The sequence below is a fragment of the Arthrobacter sp. J156 genome (assembly GCF_056172865.1).
Genome location: NZ_CM149650.1, coordinates 1063339 through 1089703, shown reverse-complemented (window position 1 = coordinate 1089703; position 26365 = coordinate 1063339). Strand labels below are relative to the sequence as shown.

The following is a 26365-nucleotide window of genomic DNA, read 5'->3' as shown; positions in this document are numbered from 1 at the left end:
TCCTCGCTGCATCGTGTGTCCGGGGGTCCGGGACGCCTTGTGCCGCGGCGCCGGCTCCGATAGCTTCGGTAGTGGTTCATTATTAGAACATGGGGTTCGATAATTGAACACCAGTTCCGGGTCGGCAGCGCCCCGGTACCCGTGCAGCTCCAGGAGGCCCCGATGATCGTTCCGCGACGCGAGGCGGACAACGCGGCGGAGGGCCCGGTCTCCACGCCGCCGGCCCTGGACCTGAAGCACTTCCGCGGAAGCCTGGGCCGGTTCGCCACCGGCGTCGCCATCGTCAGCTTCGACGGGGCCTCGAAGCGCCACGGAATCACCGTGAACTCCTTCACCTCCGTCTCCATGGATCCGCCGCTCGTCCTGGTCAGCATCGCCCGGACCGCCCGCGCCCACGACGAACTCGCGGGACGGCCGTTCACGGTCAACATCCTCGGCGCGGAACAGCAGTCGCTGGCCCTCCACTTCGCCGGACGCCCGATCCGGGACCCGGAGTGGGTCGAGGGCGGCACCGCGCCGCGGCTCGCGCGTGTCCTCGCCTACTTCTCCTGCGCGCCCTGGGCGGAGTACGACGGCGGCGACCACACCCTCTTCCTCGGCGAGGTCCGCGACTTCAACTACCGCCGCGGGGACGCGCTCGCGTTCGCCAACGGCGCCTTCACGACGATCCCCGAAAGCCAGCTGGGGATGGAGGAACTCCTCTAGCCACCACGGCCCGGACCGCCTCCGCGCCCGGGCGCCACAGGAAAGGGACCACCATGGGAATCAGGACGGGACGCGAGTTCCTCGACAAGCTCGACGCGATGCGCCCGCATCTCGTCATCGACGGCGAGGTGGTCTCGGGAGGCCTCACCGCCCACCCGGCCTTCGCGGGCGTCGCGCGCAGCTACGCGGGGCTCTACGACCTCCAGCACGATCCCCGCCACCGCGACGTCCTGAGCTTCGTTGACCCGGAATCCGGGGAGCGGGTCTCGACGTCGTTCCTCGTGCCACGCTCGGCCGCGGACCTGGCGCGGCGCCGCGAGGCCGCGACCGTCTGGGCCCGGCACAGCAACGGCTTCCTCGGGCGCACGGGCGACTACATGAACTCCTGCCTGACGGCGCTGGCCTCCGCCAAGACGTTCTTCTCCCGCGCCGATCCCGTCTTCGGGGAGCGCATCGAGGCCTACACGGCCTACGCCCGGGAGCACGACCTGCTCGCGACGCACACGCTCATCCCGCCACAGGCGAACCGCTCGGTCTCCGGCTCGGAGCAGCTGGGCGGCCAGCTCGCCGCCCGCGTGGTCGAGGAGCGGCCGGACGGGATCGTGGTCACGGGAGCACGCATGCTCGCCACCGTGGCCCCGATCGCCGACGAGCTGCTCGTCTTCCCCTCCACCGTCCTGCGCGGCTCGCCCGACGACGCGCCCTTCTCCTTCGCCTTCGCGCTCCGGAACGACGCGCCGGGACTGCGCTACCTGTGCCGCACCGGACTGCACCACGGGGGGAGCGCGCACGACGAGCCCCTCGCCTCGCGCTACGACGAGGTCGACGCCGTCGTGGTCTTCGACGAGGTCTTCGTGCCGAACGAGCGGGTCTTTATGCTGGGCCGCCCGGAGCTGTGCAACGCGTGGTACCAGGACACGGGCGCGGCGGCCCTGATGACCCATCAGGTCCTGACGCGCACGGTGGCCAAGAGCGAGTTCTTCCTGGGGCTCGCCTCGGAGATCGCGGACGCGATCGGGATCGACGGCTTCCAGCACATCCAGGAGGACCTGGCCGAGCTCGTCCGCACGGTCGAGATCGGCAAGGCCCTCGCCGTGGCCGCCGAGGCCCAGGCGGCCCCGAGCCCGGACGGCGTCTACCTGCCCCACTGGCCCACGCTGAACGCGGCCCGGAACTGGTATCCCAAGGCCTCCCAGCGCTTCCCGGAGATCATCCGCACGTTCTGCGCGTCCGGGCTCATGGGCCTTCCCGGCGAGGCCGACCTCGCGATCGCCCGGGACGACATCGAGCTCTACCTCCAGTCCAAGGGGCTGACGGGTCCCGAGCGGATCCGCCTCTTCAAGCTCGCCTACGACGCCTCGATCAGCGGCTTCTCCTCCCGCCAGGCGCTCTACGAGTACTTCTTCTTCGGTGATCCCGTGCGGATGGCGGGCGCCCTCGTCAACGGCTACGACCGCGGCCCGGCGCGGGAACGGGTCCGCCGACTGCTGGAGGGATGAGGTGCCGGCGGACAGACGTGGCCCCGGGCTGTGATCCGCGCTACCATGTCCTAGATCACATATACCGTACGAACGTTCGGTAAATCACCACCGCTGTCACGACGACCCACCGGAGCATCCATGAGCACCATCGACCTGCCTCCCGCGAAGAAGCGGAACGAGGAACGCCGCGTCCTCGCCGGCACCCTGGTCGGCACCACCATCGAGTGGTACGACTTCTTCATCTTCGCCCAGCTGACGGCGACCCTGCTGACGCCCCTGTTCCTCGCCCCGCTCAACGAGAGCAACCCCGGGCTGGGCCAGATCCTCGCGTTCGCGATGATCGGCATCTCCTTCCTCTTCCGCCCGCTCGGAGCGGTCATCGCGGGACACCTCGGCGACAAGTTCGGCCGCAAGCGCGTCCTCGTGGCCACGCTCATCCTGATGGGCGTCGCGACCTCGCTCATCGGCCTGCTGCCCACCTACGCGCAGATCGGCCTGTGGGCCCCCATCCTCCTGGTGCTGCTGCGCATCGTCCAGGGCTTCTCCGCCGGCGGCGAGTGGGGCGGTGCCGCCCTGATGGCCGTCGAGCACGCGCCCAACCACCGCCGCGGCCTCTTCGGCGCGTTCCCGCAGATCGGCGTCCCGATCGGCATGATCCTGGCCACGGGCCTGCTCCTCGTCCTGCGCCTGTCGATGACCCCCGAGGAGTTCAACGCCTGGGGCTGGCGCATTCCGTTCCTGCTCTCGATCATCCTGATCGTCGTGGGCTACATGATCCGCCGTGCCGTCGAGGAGTCCCCGGTCTTCAAGCAGCTCGAGCAGCGCAAGGCCTCCGAGCACACGCCGCTGCGCGACCTCTTCCGGACCAACACGGCGGAGGTCGTCAAGGCCGCGCTGATCTTCATCTCGAACAACGCCGCCGGCTACCTGCTGATCGCGTTCTTCATCGCCTACACGACGCGCGTCCTGGAGATGCCCGTGACCCCGGTCCTGCTGGCCACGACGGTCGGCTCGTTCGGCTGGCTGATCTTCACGCTCATCGGCGGCTGGATCTCCGACTACCTCGGGCGCCGCAACACCTTCCTCATCGGCTACGGCATCGTGTTCGTCTGGATGATCCCGATGTTCATGCTGATCGACACGCGCAACCTGTTCCTCTACGGCTTCGCGATCTTCGTCCTCACGATCGGCCTCGGCCTGTCCTACGGCCCGCAGTCGGCGATGTACGCGGAGATGTTCCCGGCGCACATCCGCTACTCGGGCATCTCGATCGGCTACGCCCTCGGCGCGATCCTCGGCGGCGCGTTCGCCGCGACGATCGCCCAGGCCCTCCTGGAGGCCACGGGCAGCTCGATCTCCATCTCGATCTACATCATGGTGATCACCGTGGTCTCGATCGCGGGCGTGCTGTGGGCCGGAGAGACGCGCGGCAACAACCTCCACGTCGAGGACATCGAGCCCACCCCCGTCTCGAAGTAGGACGCCGCAGGCGGGGGCGAGGCGCCTCCGCCGGCCGTGCCGGGCCGTCCCGGAAGCCAGGGCCGCGGGCGCGGCCGGTCCACCCGGACCGGTCCCGCCCGCGGCTCAGCCGTGTCCGGCGCGCAGCAGGGCCAGGACCCGCTCGTCGTCGAGCTGTTCGAAGGCGTCGTAGTGTGCCCCCACCGCGCGGAAGCGAGGGGGCCTGAGGGGGCAGATCAGCTGGTCCGAGCGGGCCTCGATCGCCCGGCACGCCCCGGGGGCGCCCACGGGCGCGGCGGCGGCGACGTACGCGGCCCCGGCCTCCCGGAGGACCCCGACGGCGGCGAGCAGCGTCGCGCCGGTGGCGATCCCGTCGTCGCACACCACGACCACCCGGCCCGCGACGTCCTGCTCCCGCCCGCCGAGGTAGCGGCGCAGCCGCGCGGCCAGCACCTCGTGTTCGTATTCCTCCACGGCCCGCAGCGCGTCGTCGAGCCGGCGGCGACCGGCCGGGTCCCCGAGGCGGCCCATCTCGGCGGCGAGCACCGCGGGAACGTACTCGGTGTGGCGCCGGCCGGCCAGTCCGGCCACGGCCCCGAACGCGACCTCCGGGCTCGACGGGAGGCCGAGCTTGCGCACCACGAGCACGTCGCGTTCCACCGGTCCGCGCCCGGGCTCCGCCTCGAGCACTCCGGCGACGCCCCAGGCGATCGGGACGCCGCCACGGGCGAGACCGAGGACGACGACGGGGCGGTCCTCCGGGCGGGGAAGCCGGGGGAGCAGGGCCCGTCCGAGCAGCAGCGCGGCGTGGGCGCGGTCCCGGTAGGTGGGACCGTCCTGCGCCGGCGCGTCCATGCGCCCCAGTCTGCCCCGCCCCCACCCGGCACGCAACGAACGGGGGCGCAACGAAGCGGCGGCCGGCACTAGAAGGTGCCGGCCGCCGTCGTACCCTCCCGGGGACTAGACCTGGTTGCCCAGCTTGAAGCCCTTGGCCGCCTCGCCGTGGTAGCTGCCGTCCTCGTCGCCGGCCCGCGTGTAGGAGAAGCCGTCGGCGCCGATCGTCACCTCGAGCTCGGAATCGTCGGTCCGTTCCACGACCTCGCGCGGGTTGCCGTCGAGGTCGAGCACGAGGGAAGCCTCGGTGTACCACGAGGGCACCACGGGGTTGCCCCACCAGTCGCGGCGCTGATTGTCGTGGACGTCCCACGTGATGACCGGGTTGTCGGGATCTCCCGTGTAGTAGTCCTGGGTGTAGATCTCGATCCGGTGGCCGTCCGGATCCAGGATGTACAGGTAGAACGCGTTGGAGACGCCGTGGCGTCCGGGGCCGCGCTCGATCCGGTCCGAGATGCGCAGGGCGCCCATCTTGTCGCAGATCTGGATGATGTTGTGCTTCTCGTGGGTCGAGAACGCGATGTGGTGCAGCCGGGGTCCATTGCCTCCGGTCAGCGCCGTGTCGTGGACCGTGCCCTTGCGGTGCATCCAGGCGGCATACGTGGTGCCCTCCGAGTCCTTGATGTCCTCCGTGACGCGGAAGCCCAGGTCCTCGAGGTAGGCCCGGCCGCGCGGGACGTCCGGGGTGACCTGGTTGAAGTGGTCGAGGCGGACGAGCTCGCCGGCGGAGTAGAGGTCGTAGCGCATGTGCAGGCGCTCGACGTGCTCCGTCTCGAAGAAGAACTCGTACGGGAAGCCCAGCGGATCCTCGACGCGCACGGCGTCGCCGATCCCCTGGACGAAGCCCTCGCCGCGGCGTTCGGTGCGGCAGCCGAGCTCGCGGTAGTAGGCCTCGGCGGCGTCGACGTCCTGCGGAGTGCGGACCCGGAAGGCCATGGCCTTCAGGGCCGCGACCGGGCTGCGCGTCAGGACCAGGTTGTGGTGGATGAACTCCTCGAAGGAGCGCAGGTAGATCTGGTCCTCGTCCTCCTCGGTCACGTGCAGGCCCAGCACGTCGACGTAGAACCTCCGGGAGGCCTCCAGATCGGTGACGACGAGCTCGGCGTAGGCGCAGCGCAGGATGTCCGGCGCGGGCACGGAGGGCTTCGGGATGGGGTTGCTCATGGTTCTCTCCTTCGAAAACGCGGGCGCCTAGGCGCCGAACTTGGGGGTGTGGACGTCGCCGAGGGTGATGTGCACGGCCTGCTGGTCGGTGTAGAAGTCGATCGAGCGGTAGCCGCCCTCGTGGCCGAGGCCCGAGGCCTTGACGCCGCCGAACGGGGAGCGCAGGTCGCGGACGTTGTGGCTGTTGAGCCAGACCATGCCGGCCTCCACGGACTGGGCGAAGTTGTGGGCGCGCTTCAGGTCCGAGGTCCAGACGTAGGCGGCCAGGCCGTACTTGGTGTTGTTCGCGAGCTCCAGCGCCTCCTCGTCCGTGTCGAAGGGCGTGATGGCGACGACGGGGCCGAAGATCTCCTCCTGGAAGATCCGCGCGTCGGGGGCGACGTCCACGAACACCGTCGGGGCCACGTAGGATCCGTTCTCCTGGCCCTCGGGCAGGTGCTCCGGGCGGCCGCCGCCGGCCACGAGCCGGCCCTCGGCCTTGCCGAGCTCCACGTAGGACATGACCTTCTCGTAGTGCTCCGGGTGCACGAGGGCGCCGACCTGGGTCTTCGGATCGTGCGGATCGCCGACGACGATTCTCCGGGCGCGTTCCGCGTAGGCCTCGACGAAGCGCTCGTAGATCCCGCGCTGGACCAGGATCCGGCTCCCGGCCGTGCAGCGCTCGCCGTTGAGGGAGAACACGCCGAAGAGGGTGGAGTCGATCGCCGCGTCGAAGTCGGCGTCGTCGAACACGATTGCCGGGGACTTGCCGCCGAGCTCCATGCTCATGCCCTTGAGCCCCTCGGCGCAGTTGCGGAAGATCGTCTGGCCCGTCGAGGACTCGCCGGTGAAGGAGATCAGCGGGACGTCCGGGTGCTTCACGAGCGCGTCGCCGGCGCTCTCGCCGAGGCCGTTGACGAGGTTGAAGACGCCGTCGGGCAGTCCCGCGTCCTTGAAGATCCGCGCCCACAGGGAGGCGGAAAGGGGCGTGAACTCCGCCGGCTTCAGGACCACGGTGCAGCCGGAGGCGATCGACGGCGCGAGCTTCCAGGACTCGAGCATAAAGGGAGTGTTCCACGGGGTGATGAGGCCCGCGACGCCGATCGGCTTGCGGTTGACGTAGTTGATCTGGGAACCGGGGACCTTGAAGGCGTTGTCGTGCTGCGCGACGATCAGGTCGGCGAAGAAGCGGAAGTTCTCGGCGGCCCGCTGGGCCTGTCCGCGGGCCTGCGTGATGGGCAGGCCGGTGTCGAAGGTCTCCATCTCGGCGAGGCGGTCCTCCTGGGCGACGACGGCGTCGGCGATCGCATAGAGGACCCTGGCGCGTTCGCGCGGCTTCATCCGCGGCCAGGGCCCGTTGACGAAGGCCTCGCGGGCGGCGGCGACGGCGGCGTCGACGTCGGCCTTCATGCCGGAGGCGGCGGTCGCGTAGGGCTGGTTCGTGACGGGGTCGAGGACCTCGAACGTCTCGCCGCCGACGGAGTCGACGAACTCACCGCCGATGTAGTGCCGCAGGTGCGTGGGCAGCTCGTCCGGGACGAAGTGCTTGCTCATGGTGTTCCTTTCGATGGGAGGTTCCTAGAGGGCCGACGGTGCCATGCCGGCGGATTCGAGGTAGGCGTTGAGGGTGTTGGTGCGGTGGCGGCGCGCCGCGGACTCGACCTCGGCCGCGGGCGCGCCGGCCTCGATGAGGTCCAGCAGGGCGTCGTGCTCCTGGACGGAGAGCCGGGCGCGGCCGGGGATGTGCGTGAAGCTCGAGGAGCGCATCGTGCGCATCCTGTTCCAGCCGCGGTGGACGAGGTCCAGGATGTGCGGGTTGGGGCACGGCCCGTAGAGCACTTCGTGGAACTCGGTGTTCAGGGCCGTGAAGCGGGGCGGGTCGAAGTCCTCGAGGCACGCGCGCAGCTCGCGGTTGAGCCGGCGGGCCCGCTCGAGCTGCGCGGGGTCCAGGAGCGGAGCGGCGAGGGCCGTGGCCGCGCCCTCGATGACGGCCAGGGTCTGCATCGTGTGCAGGTACAGCGTGTTGTCGGCGGCGGCGACCGTCGCGCCCACGTTGCGCTCGAACGTCACGAGCCCTTCGGCCTCCAGACGCCGCACGGCCTCGCGGACGGGAACCGTGCTGCAGCCGAGCTCGGCGGCGATCGCCCCGAGGACCAGGCGGTATCCCGGGCCGAAGCTCCCGTCGCCGATCTTGCGCTGGAGCAGCTCGTAGGCCTGTTCCGACTTACTCGGCGCCATCGGGTTCCCCCGCGTCGACCCACGCCTGGTAGCGGGCCTTCCACTCGCGGTTCATCGGGAAGAGCCCGTCCACCTTGTGCCCGGCCCGGACCATCCTGAAGACGAAGCCGTCCTGGCGCTCCTGCTCGACGACCTCGTCGGCGATCTCCGCGGCGAGCGCCGGGGGGATGACGAGGATGCCGTTGTCGTCGGCCACGACGATGTCGCCGGGCTGGATCGTGGTCCCGCCGCAGCCGATCGTCACGTCGTGCTCCCACGGCACGTGCTTGCGCCCGAGCACGGCCGGGTGGCCGCCATTGTGGAAGGTCGGGATGTCCAGGGCCGCGACCTCCGACAGGTCGCGGACGCCGCCGTCGGTGATGATCGCCTCGGCGCCGTTGACCTGGGCCCGCAGCGCGAGGATGTCGCCGAGCGTCCCGGAGCCCTTTTCCCCGCGGGCCTCCATCACGAGGATCTCGCCGGGTCCGACGGCGTCGACGACGCGCTTCTGGGCGTTGTATCCGCCGCCGTGGGAGGCGAAGAGGTCCTCGCGGTGGGGGACGTAGCGCAGCGTGCGGGCGGTGCCGATGGCCTTGCGGCCCGGCTTCGTCGCGGTGAGGCCGTCGACGCTGACGTTGTTGAGCCCGCGCTTGCGCAGCGCGCCCGAGATCGTCGCGGTGGCCACGGAGAGCAGCTTGGCCTTGACCTCGTCGCTCAGGGCGGAGGTTCCGGTGACCGCGGGGACGACGCCGGCCGCCTCCTCGGAGCCGTAGGCGTCGATCCGGTCCGCCTCGCTCGACTTGGGGCCGTTGCCGAAGGAGCCGAAGGCCACGGTGCCCTCGACGACCTCCGTGCGCAGCCGGCCCGTGCCGAGCCCGGAGGCCTCGTCGTCGACCTGGACCTCGACGACGTCGCCGGGGACGATCACGGAGGAGCCGGCCGGGGTCCCGGTGAGGACGATGTCGCCCGGGTGCAGGGTCATCTGCTGCGACAGGTCCGCCACGATCTGGGCGAAGGGGAAGATGAGCCCGGCCGTCGAGTCGTCCTGGGCGAGGCTGCCGTTGACCCACGTGCGCAGGCGCAGGGCGTCCGGATCCACGGAGGACGCGGGGAGCAGGGCCGGGCCGAGCGGCGTGTAGCCGTCGCCGGACTTGGAGCGGACGTTGGAGCCCTTGTCCGCGTACTTGAGGTCGTAGACGCCGAGGTCGTTGGACGCCGTGACCCATCCGACGTGGGCCCAGGCCTCCTCGGGGGACACGCGCCGGGCCGTGGTGCCGATGACGAGCGCGATCTCGCCCTCGAACGCCAGCAGCTCCGTGCCCGCAGGGCGTTCCACGGTGGAACCCGACAGGGCCAGCGAGGAGGAGGCCTTCATGAAGTAGGAGGGGAACGCGGGGATCCGCCCGCGCTGCTCGGCCCGTGAGCGGTAGCTCAAGTGCACCGCGAGCACCTTGCCCGCGGCCCGCAGCACCTCCTCGTCGACGGCTCGGGTGCTGGCGGCGGCGTTGCCCTGGGTCACGGTTCCTCCTGCGCTGGACGGTTACTGTGTACGAAATCGTATACGATCCAGTCTCGCGTGTGAACTGCGCTACGTCAAGGCCCCCGCGGCCGCCGCTCGCTCATGGGCCCCTTGGCCAGTGCGCCGGTCCGTCCATGCGCCCGTGCGCTCGTCAGCCCGCCGGCTGCGCGCTCACGAGCGGGGCGCACTCGGCGCCCTCCTCGTCGCCCGTGTGGATGCCCGTGATGAGGACGTCCTGGCTCGCCCCGCCGTCGAGCTCGTAGCTCTCCTCGGCGGAACCGAGGACGGAACCGTCGGCGGCCGAGACCGTGAAGCGGACCGTGTAGCTGTTCGCGGCCGTTCCGGGATTGGCCAGGACGCCGCGCGCGTTCCACCGGCCCGTGGTGTCCTGGGCGCACTCGACGTCGGTCAGGACGTCGGAACCGGAGCCGGAGGAGCCCTCGCGGGCCGCGGCGAGGGTGCCGATCTGCTCCCCATCGGGGCCGAAGACACGCAGGATGCCCTCCTCGCGCTCGGCCCGCGCGGCGGTAGAGAGCCAGGTGTCGACGTCGGGGCAGGCCATCATCGTGCCCGCGAGCGCGTCGAAGACCACCTGCCCGCCCTCGACCGTCCAGCCGCCCATGAGCCGGTTGCATCCATCGGTCCCGGTCACGGAGCCGTCGTCCGTGAACTCGAGGGTGGGGAGGGAGGAGTCCGTGGGGTTGCCCCACGTCCCGACGACGTCCGTCCCGTGGGCGTCGTCCGTGCCCGCGGGTCCGTCCCCGCAGGCGGTCAGCAAGAGGATCGCGGCCCCGGCCGCTGCGAGCGCACGACGTGGTTTCATACCGCTAGGGTAGGCCGGACTGCCCGGGCAGGGACAGGGTTGGCGCGTCGCAGGTGCCGCTGCCCGTGGCAGGACCCGGCCGCGGCGGGGTCCGGTCAGGGGCGGCATGCCCGGCAACGGGGCCGGGCGCCGGCACCGTCAGGACGCGAGGAACTCGACCGCGGCCTTCTTGAAGGCGCGCGAGGTGACCGCGTTCGCGTGGGTGCGGGCGGGCAGCAGGAGCTCCGTCGCGGCCTCGTCCCCGCCGCGGTCGCGCGCCATGCCGGCGAGCCGCGGCATGGTCTCGGCGAGCTCGTCCCGGTCGCCGGCGACGAGCAGGAGCGGCTGCCGGGGTACGGCGTGCCCGGGATCGAAGGGCTCCGACTTGACCGCCTCCACGAGGCTCATGAGCGCGAAGAGGTCGTTGGAGGGCACGAGCCGCGCCATCCGCAGCAGCTCGGCCGTGGACTCGTCCGCGATCGGCGTGCCGTCGGCGAGGTGGCGCTGGGCGGCGGCGAGGTCGAACGCGGCGAGGGGATCGACCGCGGCCGGCCCGCCGAGCGCCGCCCGGCGCACGAGCTCCGGCTGCGTCGCCGCGAGCTCCCAGGCCAGGCGCGCGCCGAGCGAGTAGCCGACGACGTCGACTCCCGAGGACGGATCGGACTCGTCCAGGGGAAGGACCCCCTGGTCCTCGAGGACCTGCAGGAGGTCCGCCCGGATCCGGCTCGGCGTGTAGGCGTCGAGCTCCTCCGGGGCGGACGCGGCCCCGTGCCCGGGGAGGTCGACGGCGATCGCCCGGCGTCCGGCGTCGTTCAGGAACGCCGTCCAGCCCGTCGCGACCCAGTTGAGCTCGGTCGACGAGGCGAAGCCGTGGATCAGCAGGACGGGCCGCAGTCCGGCGTCCTCGGCGGGTTCGAAGACCCGCACCGCGAGCCCGTTCGGCGTTCCCTCGACGAGGTGCGCGGCGCCGGCCACGGGCTAGTCCTCGTCCAGGGCGGCGCTCAGGCGGACGCGGCGCTTCGGCGCGGTCTCCTGCGGCACGGTGCCGACGATGCCGGCGGTGTCGTCCGGGACCTCGAAGACGATGAGCGGATCGCCCACGTTGATCGTGTCCCCGGGCCCGCCGTAGGTGCGCACGACCTTCCCGGACTGCGGGCTCGGCAGCTCGAGCGAGCTTTTGGTGGTCTCGACCTCCACCATGGGCTGGTTGCGCTCGACCTGCTCGCCCTCGGCGACGAGCCACTCCAGCACGGTGGCCTCGATGAGGCCCTCGCCCAGGTCGGGAAGGGGGAAGGAAACTTCAGCCACGGCGGTACTCCAATACCCGTTGGATCCCATACAGGATGCGGTCGATGTTCGGCATGTACTCGGCCTCAAGGCTACCGGAGGGGAACGGGACGTCGAAGCCCGTCACGCGCTCCACGGGCGCCTTGAGCGTACCGAAGCACGCCTCGGTGATGGTCTGCGCGACCTCGGCGCCGAGGCCCGCGGCGCGCGGGGCCTCGTGGACGACGACGGCGCGGCGCGTCTTGGACACGGAGGCCGCGAGGCCGTCGGCGTCGATGGGCTTGAGCCAGCGCAGGTCGAGGACCTCGACGTCGATCCCGTCCTCGGCGGCCAGCTCGGCGACCTGCAGGCAGCGGGCCACCATGCCGCCCCAGGCGACGAGGGTGAGGTGGCGGCCGGGGCGGGCGACGACGGAGCCCTCGAGCGGGCCCGGCTCGTCGAAGTCGACGGCGTCCTTCTGCCAGTAGCGGGACTTGGGCTCCATGAAGATCACGGGATCCGGCCGGGTCGCCGCGTGGCGCATCAGGTGGTAGGCCTGGTGTGGATTCGAGGGGGAGACGACCTTGAGCCCGGCGACGTGGGCGAAGAGCCACTCGAGCGATTCGGAGTGAAGCTCGGGGGAGTGGATGCCGCCGAAGCTGGGCATGCGCAGCGTGATCGGCATGGGCAGGGCGCCGCGGGTGCGGAAGTTCATCCGGGCGATCTGCGTGACGATCTGGTTCACGGCCGGGTAGGTGAAGCCGTCGAACTGCACTTCCGGGATGGGACGGTATCCGGCCATGGCCAGTCCCACGGACATGCCCAGGATGCCGGACTCGGCGAGCGGGGTGTCGAAGACGCGCTCCTCGCCGAAGCGTTCCTGGAGCCCGTCGGTGATGCGGAAGACGCCGCCGAGGCGTCCCACGTCCTCGCCGAGGACGAGGGCGCGCGGATCCTCTTCGAGGACGTCGGCGAGGGCCGCGTTGATGGCCTTGTTCAGGGACAGCTGCTCGGTCCCGGTGCGCTTCACTCGCGCCATGGCTTCCTCTCGGGTAACGGCTGGGCTAGACATGCTCGGACTCCTCGCGCCACAGGGCGGCCTGGCGCTTCAGCGCCTCGGTCTGCTCCTGGTAGACGAACTCGAACATCTCGGCCCCGGGGCGGGGGCCCTGGGCCGCGACGGCGGCGCGGGTCGCCTCTTCGAAGGCCTCGGCCCCGGCGCGGACGGCGTCGAGGTCCGCGGCGTCGGCCAGGCCCTCGGCCAGCAGGCGCTCGGCCAGCGAGGCGACGGGGTCGGCGCCGGCGTCGCGTCGCTCGTCCTCGAGGCTCCGGTAGCGGCCGGGGTCATCGGACGTGGAGTGGGGGCCGCGCCGGTAGGTCATGGCCTCCACGATCACGGGGCCCGCGCCGGAGCGGGTGTGCGCGAGGGCGGCGCGCATCCCGCGCACGACCGCCTCGACGTCGTTGCCGTCGAGCCGGATCGAGGCGATGCCGTAGCCCGGTCCGCGGGCCGCGACGGAACCGCCGGCGACCTGGCGCTCGGTGGGGACCGAGATGGCCCAGCCGTTGTTCTGGACGAAGAAGACGACGGGGGAGCGGTAGACCCCGGCGAAGTTCATGGCCTCGTGGATGTCGCCCTGGGACGACGCCCCGTCGCCGAGGTAGATCAGCGCCGTGGGCAGGTCCTCGGCCGGGCGGCCCTCGCGGAGGGCGTCGAGTCTCTGCCCGTGGCCCCAGCCGACGGCGTGCAGCGCGGAACCGGCGATGACGGTCTGGATCGGCGTGAAGCGGTACTTCGCCGCGTCGTAGAGTCCGCCGTTCCACGTCGCCTTGTGCGTGGCCATGAACTCCGGCATGTCCACGCCGGCCGCGAGGGCGGCGCCCATCTCCCGGTAGGTGGGGAAGACGAAGTCGCGCGCCATGTCCAGGGCGAAGACGCTGCCGACCTGCGCGGCCTCCTGGCCCTGCATGGGGGCGTAGCCGGGCAGGATGCCCTGGCGCTGCCACGCGATGGCGGAGACGTCGAGGTGCCGGACGGTCGCCATGAGGCGGTACAGCTCGAGCAGCTCGTCGCCGGACAGCGGTTCGCCGTCCGGGACGAGGGTGGTGGTGTCGTTCACGATGGATCCTCTCCGCGTGTGAAGGCCTACGGTGACCGTACTCACACGCCGACGGTGGCGCAATCTGCCAGCAAACGACCGCGCAAACTGTCAGAAGTGTGCGGCGATCTGCCATGATGGCTAGACAAATTGTCATCTTGAACGAGGGGGTGTGCGGCCATGGCGGTCGACGGACTGGATGCGCGCGTGCTGGAGCTGTTCTCGGACGATCCGCGGATGTCGGTACTGGAGGCCTCGCGCGTGCTGGGCGTGGCCCGGGCGACGGTGCAGGCGCGCCTGGACAAGATGCAGCGCGACGGCGTCGTGACGGGGTGGGGTCCCCGCATCTCGGCCGAGGGCCTCGGCTTCCCGGTGCGGGCGTACTGCTCCCTGGCCATCCACCAGGACGCGGGCCACGATGCCGTCGCCGCGGCCCTCGCCGCCATTCCCGAGGTGCTCGAGCTGCACACCGTCTCGGGCGAGAGCGACCTGCTGGCCTGCGTCGTCGCCCGCTCGAACGCGGACCTGCAGCGCGTGCTGGACGCCGTCATCTCCACGGGAACCGTCGTGCGCTCCTCCTCGCTCGTGGTCCTGAACACCCCGCTGCCGCTGCGCACCCTGCCGCTCGCCCGCGCGGCCGCCCGCCGCGACTGAGTCCGCTTCGGGCGACACATGCTTGGAAGGACCAGTCCCGGAGGGGTATCCTGAGTTATTGTCGTCGTGACAATAACTTGTTCGTCCGCCGGGAGGGAGCCGCCATGGAGTTCGCGAACGTCTCCGAGCGCATGGCCCTGAGCCCCGAGCTCGCGGTCTCGACCGTGATCTTCGCGCTGCGCGACGCGGACGTCTCCGACGCGGGCCGCAAGGAACTCTGGCTGCCGCTCGTGCGCCGCACGCGCGAGCCGTTCAAGGGCCGCTGGGCCCTGCCGGGCGGCCCGCTCGGAGGCACGCAGGCGCTCCAGGACGCCGCGGCGGCCAACCTGCGCTCGACGACGGGGCTCGTGCCGCGCTACCTCGAGCAGCTGTACGCGTTCGGCGGCCTCGACCGCTCCCCGTCGCGCCGCGTCGTCTCGATCGTCTACTGGGCGCTCGTCCGGGAGTCCGACGCCGGTGCGCACCCCGCGCGCCCGGAGGCCGGAACCCGGCCGGTGACGGGAGCGGACGGGGAACCGGGGCCGACGTCGGTGCTGCGCGAGGACCCCAACGTCGCCTGGTTCGCCGCGGGGGACGAGGCCGTCCTGGACGGGCTCGCCTTCGACCACGCGGACATCGTCCGCTACGCCTTGTGGCGGCTGCGCAACAAGGTGGCCTACGGCTCGATCGCCCACCGCCTCCTCGGGGAGCGCTTTACGCTCGCGCAGGTCCGGGAGGTCTACGAGGCCGTGCTGGGCCGCAGCCTCGACCCCGCCAATTTCCGTCGGCAGCTGCTCGCCTCGCCGGGGATCGTCGAGACCGGCGAGTTCCTGCAGGGCGGCAAGCACCGCCCGCCCCGCCTCTACCGCTACGTCGAGCCGGAGCCGGCCGGCATCCCGGACCCCGGCTGACGCCGGCCGCACCGCCACCGGCCACATCCTCCCCTCCCTCACCCTCGAAGAAAACGGACCACGCCATGACCAGTGTCAACGTCACGATCCAGGCCCTGAGCGGCCGCCCCGCCGAGGGGGCCCTGTTGACGCGCCCCTTGGGTACCTGCACCACCACGCTCGCGAGCCCGCCGTGGGACTTCGACGCGTCGCCCGGCTACGGGCCTGGCGCCTCGATGGGCGACGCCGCGCCGGCGGACACCCCCCGCCAGGGCGGCATTCCGTCCGCCTACCGCGAGGCCACCGACGAGGAGCTCGACGCGCGCATCCGCGCCGCGAAGGACGCCCTCGGCGAACGCCTCGTGATCCTCGGGCACTTCTACCAGCGGGACGAGATCGTCCAGTACGCGGACTTCATCGGCGACTCCTTCCAGCTCGCCAACGCGGCGCTGACCCGGGACACCGCCGAATACATCGTCTTCTGCGGCGTCCACTTCATGGCCGAGACGGCGGACATCCTGTCCACGGAACGGCAATCCGTGATCCTGCCCAACCTGGCCGCCGGGTGCTCCATGGCCGACATGGCCGACGAGTCCTCGGTCGAGGAGTGCTGGGAACAGCTCACCGAGCTCTACGGCACCGAGCCGGACGCCGAGGGCCGGGTCCCGGTCATCCCGGTCACGTACATGAACTGCTCCGCCGCGCTCAAGGCGTTCGTCGGCCGCCACGGCGGGATCGTCTGCACCTCCTCCAACGCGGCCACGGTGCTCGAGTGGGCGTTCGAGCGCGGCCAGCGCGTGCTGTTCTTCCCGGACCAGCACCTGGGCCGCAACACCGCCAAGGCGATGGGCGTCCCCCTGGAGCGGATGCCGATGTGGAACCCGCGCAAGCCCCTCGGCGGCAACACCCCCGCCGCGCTCGAGGATGCCAGGGTGCTGCTCTGGCACGGCTTCTGCTCGGTGCACAAGCGGTTCACGACCGCCCAGATCGACAAGGCCCGCGCCGAGCATCCCGGCGTCAAGGTCATCGTCCACCCCGAGTGCCCCATGGAGGTCGTCGACGCCGCGGACTCCGCCGGCTCGACCGACTTCATCCAGAAGGCCGTCGCCGCCGCCACGGAGCCCACGACGTTCGCGATCGGCACCGAGGTCAACATGGTCAACCGCCTGGCCGCCCAGTACCCGCAGCACACGATCTTCTGCCTGGACCCCGTGATCTGCCCCTGCTCGACGATGTACCGGATCCACCCGGGCTACCTCGCGTGGGTCCTCGAGGAACTCGTGGCCGGGCGCGTCGTGAACCGGATCTCGGTCGGCGAGGAGACGGCCGCCGAGGCGAAGACCGCGCTCGAGCGGATGCTGGCGGCCCGGCCGTGAGCACGGGCCCGGGGGCGCGCCGGAGCCGCCGGCTCGTCGTCGTCGGTTCCGGCATCGCCGGCCTCTACGGCGCCATCGCCGCCGCGGAGCGCGGCCACACGGCCCTCCTGCTGACCAAGGACCGCCTCCAGGACTCCAACACGTGGTACGCCCAGGGCGGGATCTCGGCCGTGGGACCCGCCGGCGTGGCGTCCGGGGACAGCGCCGCTGCCCACGTCGAGGACACCCTCCGCGCCGGCGCACGGCTGGGCGACGCGCGCGCCGTGCGGATGATGTGCACGAGCGCGTGGGGACACATCGAGGCGCTCGCCGCCCACGGAACGGCCTTCGATCCCGCCGTGCCGTCCGGCCGGGCCTCGGGGACGACGCCGGGGCCACGCCCGGGCGCGGACGGTACCGGGGCGTGGGCCCTGGGCCTCGAGGCGGCCCACTGCGCCCCGCGCATCCTCCACGCGGGAGGGGACTCGACCGGGCGCGTCGTGGCTGCGGCGCTCATCGGCGTCGTCCGCCGGCTCGCCGCCGAGGGACGGATCGAGCTGCGCGAGCACACCCTCGCCGCGGGCCTGCAGGTGGCCGAAGGAGCCGTCGACGGGGTGCGCCTCGCCGACGGGACCGTGGAACGCGGAGACGCCGTGCTGCTGGCCACGGGCGGGATCGGACGCCTCTACCCCCTGACGACCAACCCGGCCGGCGCGACGGGCGACGGGGCGGCGATGGCCTGGGCCGCGGGCGCGGCGCTCGCCGACGCCGAGTTCGTGCAGTTCCACCCGACGCTCGTCCCGGACGGGCCGTTTATGGTCTCCGAGGCCGTGCGCGGAGAGGGGGCCGTCCTGCTCGACGGAACCGGGAGGCGCTTTATGGGCGCCGTCCACCCGGACGCCGAGCTCGCCCCCCGCGACGTCGTCGCCCGCGCCATCCACCGCGCGCGCCGCGAGACCGGCTCCGTGCACCTCGACGCGAGCGGCGTCGAGCGCACCCGCGGCCGCGGCTTCCTGGCCCGCCGCTTCCCGGGCATCACGGCCCGGCTGGCCGAGCTCGGCCACGACCTCGCCGCCGCGCCCGTCCCGGTGTCCGAGGCCCAGCACTACTGGATGGGCGGGATCCTCACCGACGCCCAGGGCCGCAGTACCCTCCCGGGGCTCTTCGCCGCGGGGGAGACCGCCTGCACGGGCGTGCACGGCGCCAATCGGCTCGCCTCGAACTCGCTCCTCGAGGCCATGGTCTTCGCGTGGAACGCGGCCGCCGCGCTCGACGGCGCCGCGTTCGACGACGCCGGGTGGACTCCGGAGCGCGTCCTCGCGGACGCCGGCTTCGCCGAGGCGACGCCGCTCCCCGGGCCCGCCGCGCCCGCAGTTCCCGGGCCCGGGAGCGCGCGCCGGGCCGGCGGCGCGGAGATCGGCGGCGCGGACGTCGGCGGAGCACACGTCGGCTCCGGTGTCCGGCCGCCCGCCGTCCACGACGGCGCGGCGGAGCCCTTCGCCGCGCTGCACGCCGTGACGGGCCCGTGGCTCGGCGTCGAACGCGACGCCGACGGGCTGGCGCGCGCCATCGGGCGCCTCGACGCACTCCAGTCGGAGGCGGCCTCCTCCGCAGCGTTCTCCGCGGCGCGCGCGGCAGGGGCCGTGGCGGGATCTTCGGCGAACGCCACGCCGTCCACCCCGGCCGGCACCCCCGGTGGGCCGCCGGAGACCGGCGGGTCCCGCGCCCGCACCGAGGCGGCCCACCTGATCGCGCTCGCCGGCGTCATCGCCCGCGCCGCCCTCGAGCGGCCCGCGTCCCTCGGCGCCCATCACCGGACCGACGCCCCGGCACCCGGGCGCGCGTCCGGCGTCGTCCCCGCTCCGCGACGTGCCTACGTCCGCGGCGCCGCATCCCCGTCCCCGATCCCCGCCGCCACCGGCAGAACGGCCCGTCATGACTGAGCAGAGCACCACCGGGATCCCCGGCACCGCAGGGGACGCCACCGTGCCGTCCACCGCCGCGCACGACGACGGCGTGACGTGGCCCGTTCCCGCGGCGGCCGTGACCCGGATCGTCGCCGACGCCCTCGCCGAGGACCTGCCCCAGGGCGACCTCACCGCCCAGGTGCTCGTGCCCGCCGCGGCCGTGGCCCACGTCGCGGTGATCGCCCGCGAGCCCGGGGTCTGCGCGGGGATCGAGGTCTTCCGGGAGGCCATGCGCCAGGGCGGGGCGGGCGTGGTTGTCCGGCCGGCCATGCGCGACGGGGCCCGCTTCGCCGCCGGCGACGTGCTCGCCACGGCGAGCGGCCCGGCTCGCGCCGTCCTCGCCGCCGAGCGCGTCGGGCTGAACCTCCTGCAGCGCCTGTGCGGCGTCGCGACCCAGACGCGGGCCCTCGTCGACGCCGCCGGCCGCGACGACGTGCGGATCGCCGACACGCGCAAGACCACGCCGGGCCTGCGGGTGCTCGAGCGCTATGCCGTGCGCTGCGGTGGCGGGCACAACCACCGCGACAACCTCTCCTCGGCCGTGATGGCCAAGGACAACCACCTCGCCCTGCTCGGCACGGGCGCGGAGCTCACCGCGGCCCTGCGCGCGGCGCGCGCACGGCTCGGGCACACGGTGCACCTCGAGGTGGAGATCGACTCCCTCGAGCAGCTCGAGCCGGTCGTCTCCGCCGGCGTGGACACCGTCATGCTCGACAACTTCGGCCTCGAGGACCTCGCCGAGGGGGTGCGCCGGGTCGCCGGGCGCTGCCTCGTCGAGGCCTCCGGGAACGTCTCCGTCGAGACGGTCGCGGCCATCGCGGCGACGGGGGTCGACGTGATCTCGGCCGGATCCATCACGCACAGCGTCCGCTCCCTGGACCTCGGCCTGGACTGGGTGGGCGGGGCGTGATCTACCTCGACGCGGCGGCGACGACGCCCGTGCGGCCCGAGGTCCTCGAGACCGTCTGGCCGCTGCTCACGACGGACTTCGGCAACCCCTCGAGCCGACACGGCGCGGGGGAGTCGGCCGCGCGCGCGCTGGCCTACGCGCGGCGGACCGCGGCCGAGGTGCTCGGCGTGCGGGACGGGGACATCGTCTTCACCTCCGGCGGGACCGAGTCCAACAACCTCGCCCTCAAGGGCCTGGCCCTCGCCGAGCCCAGGGGCCGGCACCTCGTCAGCACGGCGGTCGAGCACTCCTCCGTGCGCGGCGCGCTGGACTACCTGGTCCGGCACCACGGCTTCACCCTGGACGTCGTGTCCGTGGACGGTCTCGGACGGGTTGACGAACAGGCCCTGGCCGCGGCCGTGCGCCCGGACACCACGCTCGTGTCCGTCATGGCCGTCAACAACGAGGTCGGCACCGTCCAGCCGGTGCAGGCCGCCGCGGCCGTGGCGCGTTCCGCGGGGGCGCGCTTCCATACGGACGCCGTCCAGGCCGCCGGGTGGCTCGATCTCGCGCCGCTGGCCGCCGTCGCCGACGCCCTGAGCCTGTCCGGGCACAAGGCCGGGGGGATGAAGGGGGCGGGGCTGCTCATGCTGCGCGGCCGTCTGGGCGCCGAGCCGATCCTGCACGGCGGCGGGCAGGAGCGCGGGCGGCGCAGCGGCACCGAGAACGTCGCGGGGGCCGTTGCGACGGCGACGGCGCTGCGCCTCGCCGCGGAGGCGACCGCGTCCGGCGGGCCGGAGGACGGCTATGGGGACTACCTGCGCCGCGCCGTGCTCGACGGGCTCGGGTCCGGGGCGTCCGCGGGCACCGTGCGCGCCGTGGCGACGGGCGATCCCGTGGACCGCGTGCCCGGGATCGTCTCCTTCTGCTTCCCCGGAACGGCGGGGGAGGCCGTGCTCCTGGAGCTCGAGCGCCGCGGCGTGCAGTGCTCCTCGGGCTCCGCGTGCCACGCCGGCTCCGACGAGCCCTCGCCCGTCCTGCTGGCCATGGGCTTCGACGCCGACACGGCGCTCACGGCCGTCCGGTTCAGCTTCACGCGGCAGGTCAAGGAGGCGGAGATGACGACGGCGGCGCGGGCGACCGTGGCCTCCGTCCGCGCCGTCGCGGGAGGGTAGCCGGACGGTCTGCGCCCGGGGGCCGGAGCGGCTACGCTGGGACGCGTCGCCCCCGTCCGGTACCACCGCAGAGGAACCACCCACGCCATGTCGCGCACCGCTTCCGCCCGGATCGTTTCCCAGGCAGCCCCCGGTACCCGCCTCGTCTATGCCGTCGCGGCCGTCAGGGACCCGGGCTACGACGCGTTCGAGGAGCGCCTCGTCGTCACGATCGACGGCCGCGAGGTCGAGCCCGAGGAGGTCCCGGACCACCACGGCGGCCGCCTGCACGTCGTCGAGACCGACGACGCCGCCGAGGTCGTCCTGGACTATTCCCTGAGGGTCGAGGGCCGGGCCGACCCGGCACCCATCGACGCCGCCGACCTGATCCGCTACGTCCGGCCGTCCCGGTATTGCGAATCGGACAAGCTCCTTCCCACGGCCTACGCCCAGTTCGGGACCCTGCGCGGCGTGGAGCTCGTCCAGGAGGTCTCGGCGTGGGTCACCGAGCAGCTCGGCTACGTCTCCGGCTCCTCGCGCGGCAGCGACGGCTCCGTGGACACGCTGCTCGCCCGGCGCGGTGTCTGCCGGGACTTCGCCCACCTCGTGGTCTCCCTGCTGCGGGCCAAGGACGTGCCGGCCCGCCTGGCCGCGGCGTACGCCCCGCAGCTGCGGCCCATGGACTTCCACGCCGTCGCCGAGGCCTACGTCGACGGCGCCTGGTACGTCGTCGACGCGACCGGCCTCGCGCCGCGGCAGGGCCTCGTGCGGATCTCGACCGGCGCCGACTCCTCGGACACCGCCTTCCTCTCGACGGTCGGCGGCTCGCTGCAGCTGCGCTCGATGAAGGTCGACGCCGGCTCGGACGAGACCCTCGAGGACCCCGGCGCGCGGGCTCTCGTCCAGCTCCGCTGAGCCGCGGGCGGTCCCGCCGGTTTGCCCTGCAGATCCTGCGGCTTCCGAGGCCGGATTCGCGCAGGAGCTGCACACGAAACGCGCCGGTCGCGGGCGACCGCGCCTGGCAGCGGCGTCAGCCGCCCTCGACCGCTCCGCGCAGCTTGGCGGTGAGCCGTTCCAGTTCGCGCAGCTCCGCGGGTTCCAGCGCCGGGGAGACGAGGTCGCGGATGTGGCGCACGTGCGCCCGCCCGATCCGGCGCTGCACCGCGGCCCCCTCCTCGGTGAGCGTGAGGCGGACGGCCCGCTGGTCCGCGGGATCGGGCGCCCGCCGCAGGAAGCCGCGGGTCTCGAGGCGGTCGATCATGCGGCTCAGGCTCGGCTGGCTCATGAGCAGCAACGGTGTCAGGTCGCCTTGGCGCAGGCCGCCCTCGGGGCAGCGGGCCAGATTGAAGAGCACGTCGTACTCGCGCATCGAGAGCTCCTTGAACTCCTCGAGCTGCTGGAGCCGGCGCATGACGGCCACTTGCGCCCGGAAGAGCGATTCCCAGGCCTCCGCGGACAGCCGGACCCCGGCATCGTCGCGTGCCGGATCATCCTGCGCCATGTCAGCCCGCCCGTCCCGTGGGCGCTGTCGCGGTCGCGGTCGCTGTCGCGGCCGCGACCCGGCCCGCGTGCGTCGGCGGAGCGGGGTGGTCCGCCGGCGTCCGCTTGGCGTACTCCTCGCGCAGCCCGGGCAGCACGGTCTCGCCGAAGAGGTCCAGCTGGTTCAGGACGGTCTTGAGCGGCAGTCCCGCGTGGTCGATCAGGAACAGCTGGCGGTGGTAGTCGCCGAAGAACTCCTGGAATGAGAGGGTCTTCTCGAGCACCTCCTGCGGGCTGCCCACGGTGAGCGGGGTCTGGGCGGTGAAGTCCTCGAGCGAGGGGCCGTGCCCGTAGACGGGGGCGTTGTCGAAGTACGGCCGGAACTGGCGGACGGCGTCCTGGGAATTCCGGGCGAGGTAGAACTGGCCGCCGAGCCCCACGACGGCCTGGTCCGCCCGGCCGTGGCCGTAGTGCTCGTAGCGCTCGCGGTAGAGCCCGATCAGCTGCTGGTAGTGCTCCTTGGGCCAGAAGATGTTGTTGGCGAAGAAGCCGTCGCCGTAGTAGGCCGCGATCTCCGCGACCTGCGGGGTGCGGATCGAGCCATGCCAGACGAACGGCGCCACGCCGTCGAGGGGCCGCGGGGTGGAGGTGAAGTTCTGCAGCGGGGTGCGGTGCTTGCCGCTCCACGTCACGGTGTCCTCGTCCCAGAGGCGGCGCAGCAAGTGGTAGTTCTCGACCGTGAGCTCCACGGAGTCCTGCGCGCTCTTGCCGAACCACGGGTAGACGGGCGCCGTGTTGCCCCGGCCCAGGACCAGGTCGACGCGGCCGTCGGCGAGGTGCTGCAGCATCGCGAAGTCCTCCGCGATCTTCACGGGGTCGTTGGTGGTGATCAGGGTCGTGGCCGTGGAGAGGATGATCCGCTCGGTCCGCGCCGCGATGTTGGCCAGGAGCGTGGTCGGCGAGGAGGAGAAGAACGGCCGGTTGTGGTGCTCGCCGATGGCGAAGACGTCGAGCCCGATCTCCTCCACCTTCTGCGCGATGGCGACGGCGGCCTTGATCCTCTCGTGCTCGCCCGGCGTGGTCCCGTTGACCGGGTCGGTGGTGATGTCGCTGACGCTGAAGACGCCGATCTGCATGGTGCTGCTCCTGTCCCGTGCGGTGGTCCCGCCGATTCATCTTATATGCGTTTGCATACAAAACGAAGTGGGTGGCCGGGCTATTCCCGCACCATGGCCTGGCTCAGGCCGCGGCGTGCCGTGGGGCTCGCCGGGCCGTGTTCCGCCGTTCCCGGCGCACTTCGAGGAGGCGGTACAGCACGGGGACGAGCACGAGCGTGAGGGCCGTGGAGGAGACCAGGCCGCCGATGACGACGACGGCGAGCGGCTGGGAGATGAAGCCGCCCTCGCCCGTGATGCCCAGCGCCATGGGCGTGAGCGCGAAGATCGTGGCGAGCGCGGTCATCAGGATGGGCCGCAGGCGCTGCCGCGCGCCCTGGTGGATGGCGTCGTCGAGCGGCATCGCGGCCCGTCCTGGACCGGGCTTGCGGTACTGGTTGATGAGGTCGATCAACACGATCGCGTTGGTCACCACGATGCCCACGAGCATGAGCATGCCGATGAGCGAGGGCAGCCCGAGCGGCACGCCCGTGACGAGGAGCAGCCCGATCGCGCCCGTGGCCGCGAAGGGAACGGAGACCAGGAGGATGAGCGGCTGCGCGAGCGACTTGAACGTCGCGACCATGATGACGTAGACGATCGCGACCGCCGCCAGGAGGGCGAGGTAGAGCTGCTCGAAGGACTCCGCCTGCTGCGTCGCCGCGCCGCCGACGGTCGCCGCGGCACCCTCGGGCAGCTCGAGGGCGTCGATGCGCCCGGTGACCTCCGCGGCCACCCCGCCGAGGTCGTTCTCCCCGGGCGTCACGGAGACGGTCGCGATGCGTTCGCCGTTGGCGCTCGAGACGCTCGCGGGCGCCTCGACGACCTCGACGGCGGCGATGTCGCCCAGCTCCACGGGTCCCTGCGGCGTCGGGATGGCCAGCGCACGGAGCTCCTCCACCGTCCCGGCCGAGCCGCCCTCGCCGATGGCCACGGGGTACTCGGTGAAGCCGAGGCGGACGCTCCCGGCCGGCAGCGGGGCGAGCGCCGAGGCGGCGAGCCCGCCGATCTGCTGATCGGTCAGGCCGCGACGGGCCGCCTCGGCCGGGTCCACGGTGACCGAGACCTGTGGGCGGGAGGCCACGAGGTCCGATTCGACGCCGCGGGCGCCCTCGATGCCCGCCAGGCGCTCCTCGACGACGGCCGCCGCCTCCTCGAGGAGCTCCGGGGTCGGGGCCGTGATGTCGACGTCGACGGTGCTGCTCGTGCCGAAGCCGCCCTCCTGGGTGCTGAAGCGCGGCGCGGTCCCGCCGGCGGCCGCCTCGACGGCGGGGCGGACGGCGTCGATGAGCTCCTCGACGTCCCGGCCCTCCTCCGTGATGACCGTGAACTGGGCCCGGTCGGTCCCGGCGCCGAAGGACGCGAAGCCGCCCGAGGGATTGCCCACCGTCAGCTGCACATCGCGGATCCCGTCCCCGGCGCGCAGCGCCTCCTCCACGGGCAGGGCCGCGTCGAGGGTGGTCTGCAGCGAGGAACCGGCGGGTAGTTCCTGGACCACGCTGAAGCTGTTCTGGCCGCTCGAGCCGAGCAGGTTGGTCGGCAGGAGCGGCACCATCGCGACCGTGCCGGCGAGCAGGAGCACCGCGGCCGTCAGGGTGATGACGGGGTGGCGCTGGGTGGAATCGAGCACGGGGGAGTAGCCGCGCTGGAGCCAGCTCCCCCGTTCCCTCTCCAGGGCCCGCTCGCGGGCGGCCGCCGCGGCCCGGGGGGCACCGGCGTCGTCCGCTGCGGGGGAGGCGTGCCCACGGCCCAGGAACCAGTAGGCGAGCACGGGGACGATCGTCAGGGAGACCAGCAGCGAGGCCACGAGCGCGAGCGTCATGGTCAACGCGAACGGCCGGAACAGCTCCCCGGCGAGGTCGCCGACAAAGGCGACCGGGAGGAAGACCGCGACCGTGGTCAGGGTGGCGGCCGTGATCGCGGTCGCGACCTCCCGCACGGCCGTGCGGATGGCCGTGACCTTGTCCTCGCCGTAGGCCAGGTGCCGCTTGATGTTCTCGATCACGACGATCGAGTCGTCGACCACGCGCCCGATCGAGATCGTCAGCGCGCCGAGGGTCAGGATGTTCAGCGAGTAGCCGAACGCGTTCAGGCCGATGAACGTCACGAGCAGGGAGAGCGGGATGGAGACCGCGGTGACCAGAGTCGAGCGGACGCTGAGCAGGAAGACCAGGATGACGAGCACGGCGAAGCCCAGCCCCAGCAGTCCCTCCGTCGTGAGGTCCTTGATGGACTTCTCGATGAAGGGCGCCTGGTCGAACACGGTCGTGAAGACGGCGTCGCCGCCCAGCTCGGCCTGCAGCGAGGGGAGGAGCTCGGCGACCGCGTGCGAGATCGCCACGGTGTCCCCGTCCGGCGTCTTGGTCAGCGCGAGCGCGAGGGTCTCCTCACCGTTGGTACGGGTGACCGACGTCGGCTCGTCGTCGACGATCTCCACGCTCGCGACGTCGCCGATGACGGAGACGTCGTCGCGGCCCTCGATGCTCAGGGGAAGCCCGCGCACGTCGTCGAGGGAGGCGATGTCGGTCCCGGCCTGCACGGGCAGCGTGAGCCCCTCCTGGCCGACGCTGCCGATCGGGAAGAGCCCGGCGTTCTCGTCGAGCGCCGTGGCGATGTCGGCCACGGTCGCTCCCGCCGCCGCGAGGTCCGCGGCGCGTGGCAGGACGGCGATGTGCTGCGTGGCGCCGCCCGTGACGTCGACGGTGCGCACCCCGTCGACCTTGCGCAGCTTGGGGACCGTGAGCCGCTCGAGGTCGGCCTTGAGGCCGTTGAGTGAGTCCCCGCCGGCGACGGCGAGGTAGACCACGGGGAAGTCGGCGATGGACCCGGCGAAGGAGCTCGGCTCGACGTCGTCGGGGAGCACCTGCCGGGCGTTGGCGACGGCCCGGTCCACCTGGTTGCGGGCGCGGTCCAGGTTGGTCCCATAGGTGAAAGCGAGGTTGATGGTCGCCAGCCCCGTGCGCGACGTGGCGGAGGAGGACTCGAGTCCCTCGACCGCCTGGAGGGCGTTCTCGAGGGGCTCGCCGACCTGGCGGTCCACGACCTCGGGGGAGGCGCCCGGCATCGCGGCCACGACCGTGATCTGCGGGAACTCGAGGGAGGGGATGAGCTCCTGCTTGAGCGAGCCCATGGTGATGACCCCGAACACCGAGGCGAAGACGGTGATGAGGGCGATCAGCGCCCGGTTCCCCAGGGACAGCTCGGCGAGGCGGTGCATGGTGCTCCTTCGGATCGGACCCGTCGCGGTCCCGGTGCCGGCG

The 26365-nt window shown here is 72.4% G+C and carries 23 protein-coding genes; 10 read left to right on the top strand and 13 right to left on the bottom strand.

What is annotated here, in order from left to right; translation table 11 throughout:
• Positions 1 to 162: 162 nt before the first annotated feature.
• The 3 genes from AC0QR5_RS05015 to AC0QR5_RS05005 all read left to right on the top strand — a co-directional run bounded on the left by AC0QR5_RS05015 (position 163) and on the right by AC0QR5_RS05005 (position 3665).
• Positions 163 to 705, top strand: a complete 543-nt coding sequence (locus AC0QR5_RS05015; protein ID WP_329860953.1) for a flavin reductase family protein — start codon at positions 163 to 165, stop codon at positions 703 to 705.
• Between the two features lie 53 nt (positions 706 to 758).
• A complete protein-coding gene (hpaB, locus tag AC0QR5_RS05010; RefSeq protein WP_329860952.1) occupies positions 759 to 2204 on the top strand; it encodes a 4-hydroxyphenylacetate 3-monooxygenase, oxygenase component in 1446 nt (481 codons plus the stop codon).
• A 120-nt stretch (positions 2205 to 2324) separates the two neighbouring features.
• On the top strand, positions 2325 to 3665 hold the full coding sequence (locus AC0QR5_RS05005; protein ID WP_329860951.1) for an MFS transporter: 1341 nt from the start codon (positions 2325 to 2327) through the stop codon (positions 3663 to 3665).
• 105 nt (positions 3666 to 3770) lie between these two features.
• Here the strand turns inward: AC0QR5_RS05005 and AC0QR5_RS05000 are convergent, their stop codons facing one another.
• The 10 genes from AC0QR5_RS05000 to AC0QR5_RS04955 form a co-directional block, all read right to left on the bottom strand.
• Positions 3771 to 4499, bottom strand: a complete 729-nt coding sequence (locus tag AC0QR5_RS05000; protein ID WP_329860950.1) for a phosphoribosyltransferase family protein — start codon at positions 4497 to 4499, stop codon at positions 3771 to 3773.
• 105 nt (positions 4500 to 4604) lie between these two features.
• Positions 4605 to 5702 carry a 3,4-dihydroxyphenylacetate 2,3-dioxygenase gene (gene hpaD / locus AC0QR5_RS04995; RefSeq protein ID WP_329860949.1) on the bottom strand — a complete coding sequence of 366 codons (1098 nt, stop codon included), beginning with the start codon at positions 5700 to 5702 and terminating at the stop codon, positions 4605 to 4607.
• A 27-nt stretch (positions 5703 to 5729) separates the two neighbouring features.
• Positions 5730 to 7235, bottom strand: a complete 1506-nt coding sequence (gene hpaE / locus AC0QR5_RS04990) for a 5-carboxymethyl-2-hydroxymuconate semialdehyde dehydrogenase (RefSeq protein WP_329860948.1) — start codon at positions 7233 to 7235, stop codon at positions 5730 to 5732.
• A gap of 24 nt (positions 7236 to 7259) precedes the next feature.
• A complete protein-coding gene (locus tag AC0QR5_RS04985) occupies positions 7260 to 7919 on the bottom strand; it encodes a GntR family transcriptional regulator (RefSeq protein ID WP_329860946.1) in 660 nt (219 codons plus the stop codon).
• Positions 7906 to 9417, bottom strand: a complete 1512-nt coding sequence (locus tag AC0QR5_RS04980) for a fumarylacetoacetate hydrolase family protein (protein WP_329860945.1) — start codon at positions 9415 to 9417, stop codon at positions 7906 to 7908. Before AC0QR5_RS04980 ends, AC0QR5_RS04985 begins: the two co-directional genes overlap by 14 nt.
• Before the next feature lie 151 nt (positions 9418 to 9568).
• Positions 9569 to 10240: an META domain-containing protein gene (locus AC0QR5_RS04975; RefSeq protein WP_329860944.1), complete on the bottom strand. Its 672-nt coding sequence runs from the start codon at positions 10238 to 10240 to the stop codon at positions 9569 to 9571.
• Positions 10241 to 10378: 138 nt separating this feature from the next.
• Positions 10379 to 11194, bottom strand: coding sequence for an alpha/beta fold hydrolase (locus AC0QR5_RS04970; protein ID WP_329860943.1), 816 nt, complete (start codon positions 11192 to 11194; stop codon positions 10379 to 10381).
• Between the two features lie 3 nt (positions 11195 to 11197).
• The gene (locus AC0QR5_RS04965; protein ID WP_329860941.1) at positions 11198 to 11527 is read right to left on the bottom strand and encodes a biotin/lipoyl-containing protein; all 330 of its coding nucleotides are present in this window, start codon (positions 11525 to 11527) and stop codon (positions 11198 to 11200) included.
• Complete coding sequence (locus tag AC0QR5_RS04960) at positions 11520 to 12557, bottom strand: alpha-ketoacid dehydrogenase subunit beta (protein WP_430970708.1); 1038 nt, start codon at positions 12555 to 12557, stop codon at positions 11520 to 11522. Before AC0QR5_RS04960 ends, AC0QR5_RS04965 begins: the two co-directional genes overlap by 8 nt.
• Positions 12550 to 13530, bottom strand: a complete 981-nt coding sequence (locus AC0QR5_RS04955) for a thiamine pyrophosphate-dependent enzyme (protein WP_329861028.1) — start codon at positions 13528 to 13530, stop codon at positions 12550 to 12552. The genes AC0QR5_RS04960 and AC0QR5_RS04955 overlap by 8 nt, the downstream gene beginning before the upstream one ends.
• 234 nt (positions 13531 to 13764) lie before the next feature.
• Between AC0QR5_RS04955 and AC0QR5_RS04950 the strand changes: the two genes are divergently transcribed.
• The 7 genes from AC0QR5_RS04950 to AC0QR5_RS04920 all read left to right on the top strand — a co-directional run bounded on the left by AC0QR5_RS04950 (position 13765) and on the right by AC0QR5_RS04920 (position 21387).
• Positions 13765 to 14238 carry an Lrp/AsnC family transcriptional regulator gene (locus AC0QR5_RS04950; protein ID WP_329860937.1) on the top strand — a complete coding sequence of 158 codons (474 nt, stop codon included), beginning with the start codon at positions 13765 to 13767 and terminating at the stop codon, positions 14236 to 14238.
• 104 nt (positions 14239 to 14342) lie between these two features.
• A complete protein-coding gene (locus AC0QR5_RS04945) occupies positions 14343 to 15128 on the top strand; it encodes an NUDIX hydrolase (protein WP_329860935.1) in 786 nt (261 codons plus the stop codon).
• Between the two features lie 65 nt (positions 15129 to 15193).
• Positions 15194 to 16483, top strand: coding sequence for a quinolinate synthase NadA (gene nadA, locus AC0QR5_RS04940; RefSeq protein WP_329860933.1), 1290 nt, complete (start codon positions 15194 to 15196; stop codon positions 16481 to 16483).
• Positions 16480 to 18405, top strand: coding sequence for an L-aspartate oxidase (locus AC0QR5_RS04935; protein WP_329860931.1), 1926 nt, complete (start codon positions 16480 to 16482; stop codon positions 18403 to 18405). The genes nadA and AC0QR5_RS04935 overlap by 4 nt, the downstream gene beginning before the upstream one ends.
• The gene (gene nadC / locus AC0QR5_RS04930; RefSeq protein ID WP_329860929.1) at positions 18398 to 19339 is read left to right on the top strand and encodes a carboxylating nicotinate-nucleotide diphosphorylase; all 942 of its coding nucleotides are present in this window, start codon (positions 18398 to 18400) and stop codon (positions 19337 to 19339) included. The genes AC0QR5_RS04935 and nadC overlap by 8 nt, the downstream gene beginning before the upstream one ends.
• Positions 19336 to 20493 (top strand): cysteine desulfurase family protein, encoded by a 1158-nt coding sequence (locus AC0QR5_RS04925; protein ID WP_329860927.1) that lies wholly within the window; start codon positions 19336 to 19338, stop codon positions 20491 to 20493. The genes nadC and AC0QR5_RS04925 overlap by 4 nt, the downstream gene beginning before the upstream one ends.
• An 87-nt stretch (positions 20494 to 20580) precedes the next feature.
• The gene (locus tag AC0QR5_RS04920; RefSeq protein ID WP_329860925.1) at positions 20581 to 21387 is read left to right on the top strand and encodes a transglutaminase-like domain-containing protein; all 807 of its coding nucleotides are present in this window, start codon (positions 20581 to 20583) and stop codon (positions 21385 to 21387) included.
• A gap of 115 nt (positions 21388 to 21502) precedes the next feature.
• On the opposite strand, the gene AC0QR5_RS04915 is transcribed toward AC0QR5_RS04920, so the two are convergent.
• From AC0QR5_RS04915 to AC0QR5_RS04905, 3 genes are all read right to left on the bottom strand, one after another.
• Positions 21503 to 21973 carry a MarR family winged helix-turn-helix transcriptional regulator gene (locus tag AC0QR5_RS04915; RefSeq protein WP_329860924.1) on the bottom strand — a complete coding sequence of 157 codons (471 nt, stop codon included), beginning with the start codon at positions 21971 to 21973 and terminating at the stop codon, positions 21503 to 21505.
• Position 21974: 1 nt separating this feature from the next.
• Entirely contained in the window at positions 21975 to 23087 is a 1113-nt protein-coding gene (locus AC0QR5_RS04910; protein ID WP_430632871.1) for an LLM class flavin-dependent oxidoreductase, read from the bottom strand.
• A 103-nt stretch (positions 23088 to 23190) separates the two neighbouring features.
• Positions 23191 to 26322, bottom strand: a complete 3132-nt coding sequence (locus AC0QR5_RS04905; protein ID WP_329860912.1) for an efflux RND transporter permease subunit — start codon at positions 26320 to 26322, stop codon at positions 23191 to 23193.
• Positions 26323 to 26365: the final 43 nt, after the last annotated feature.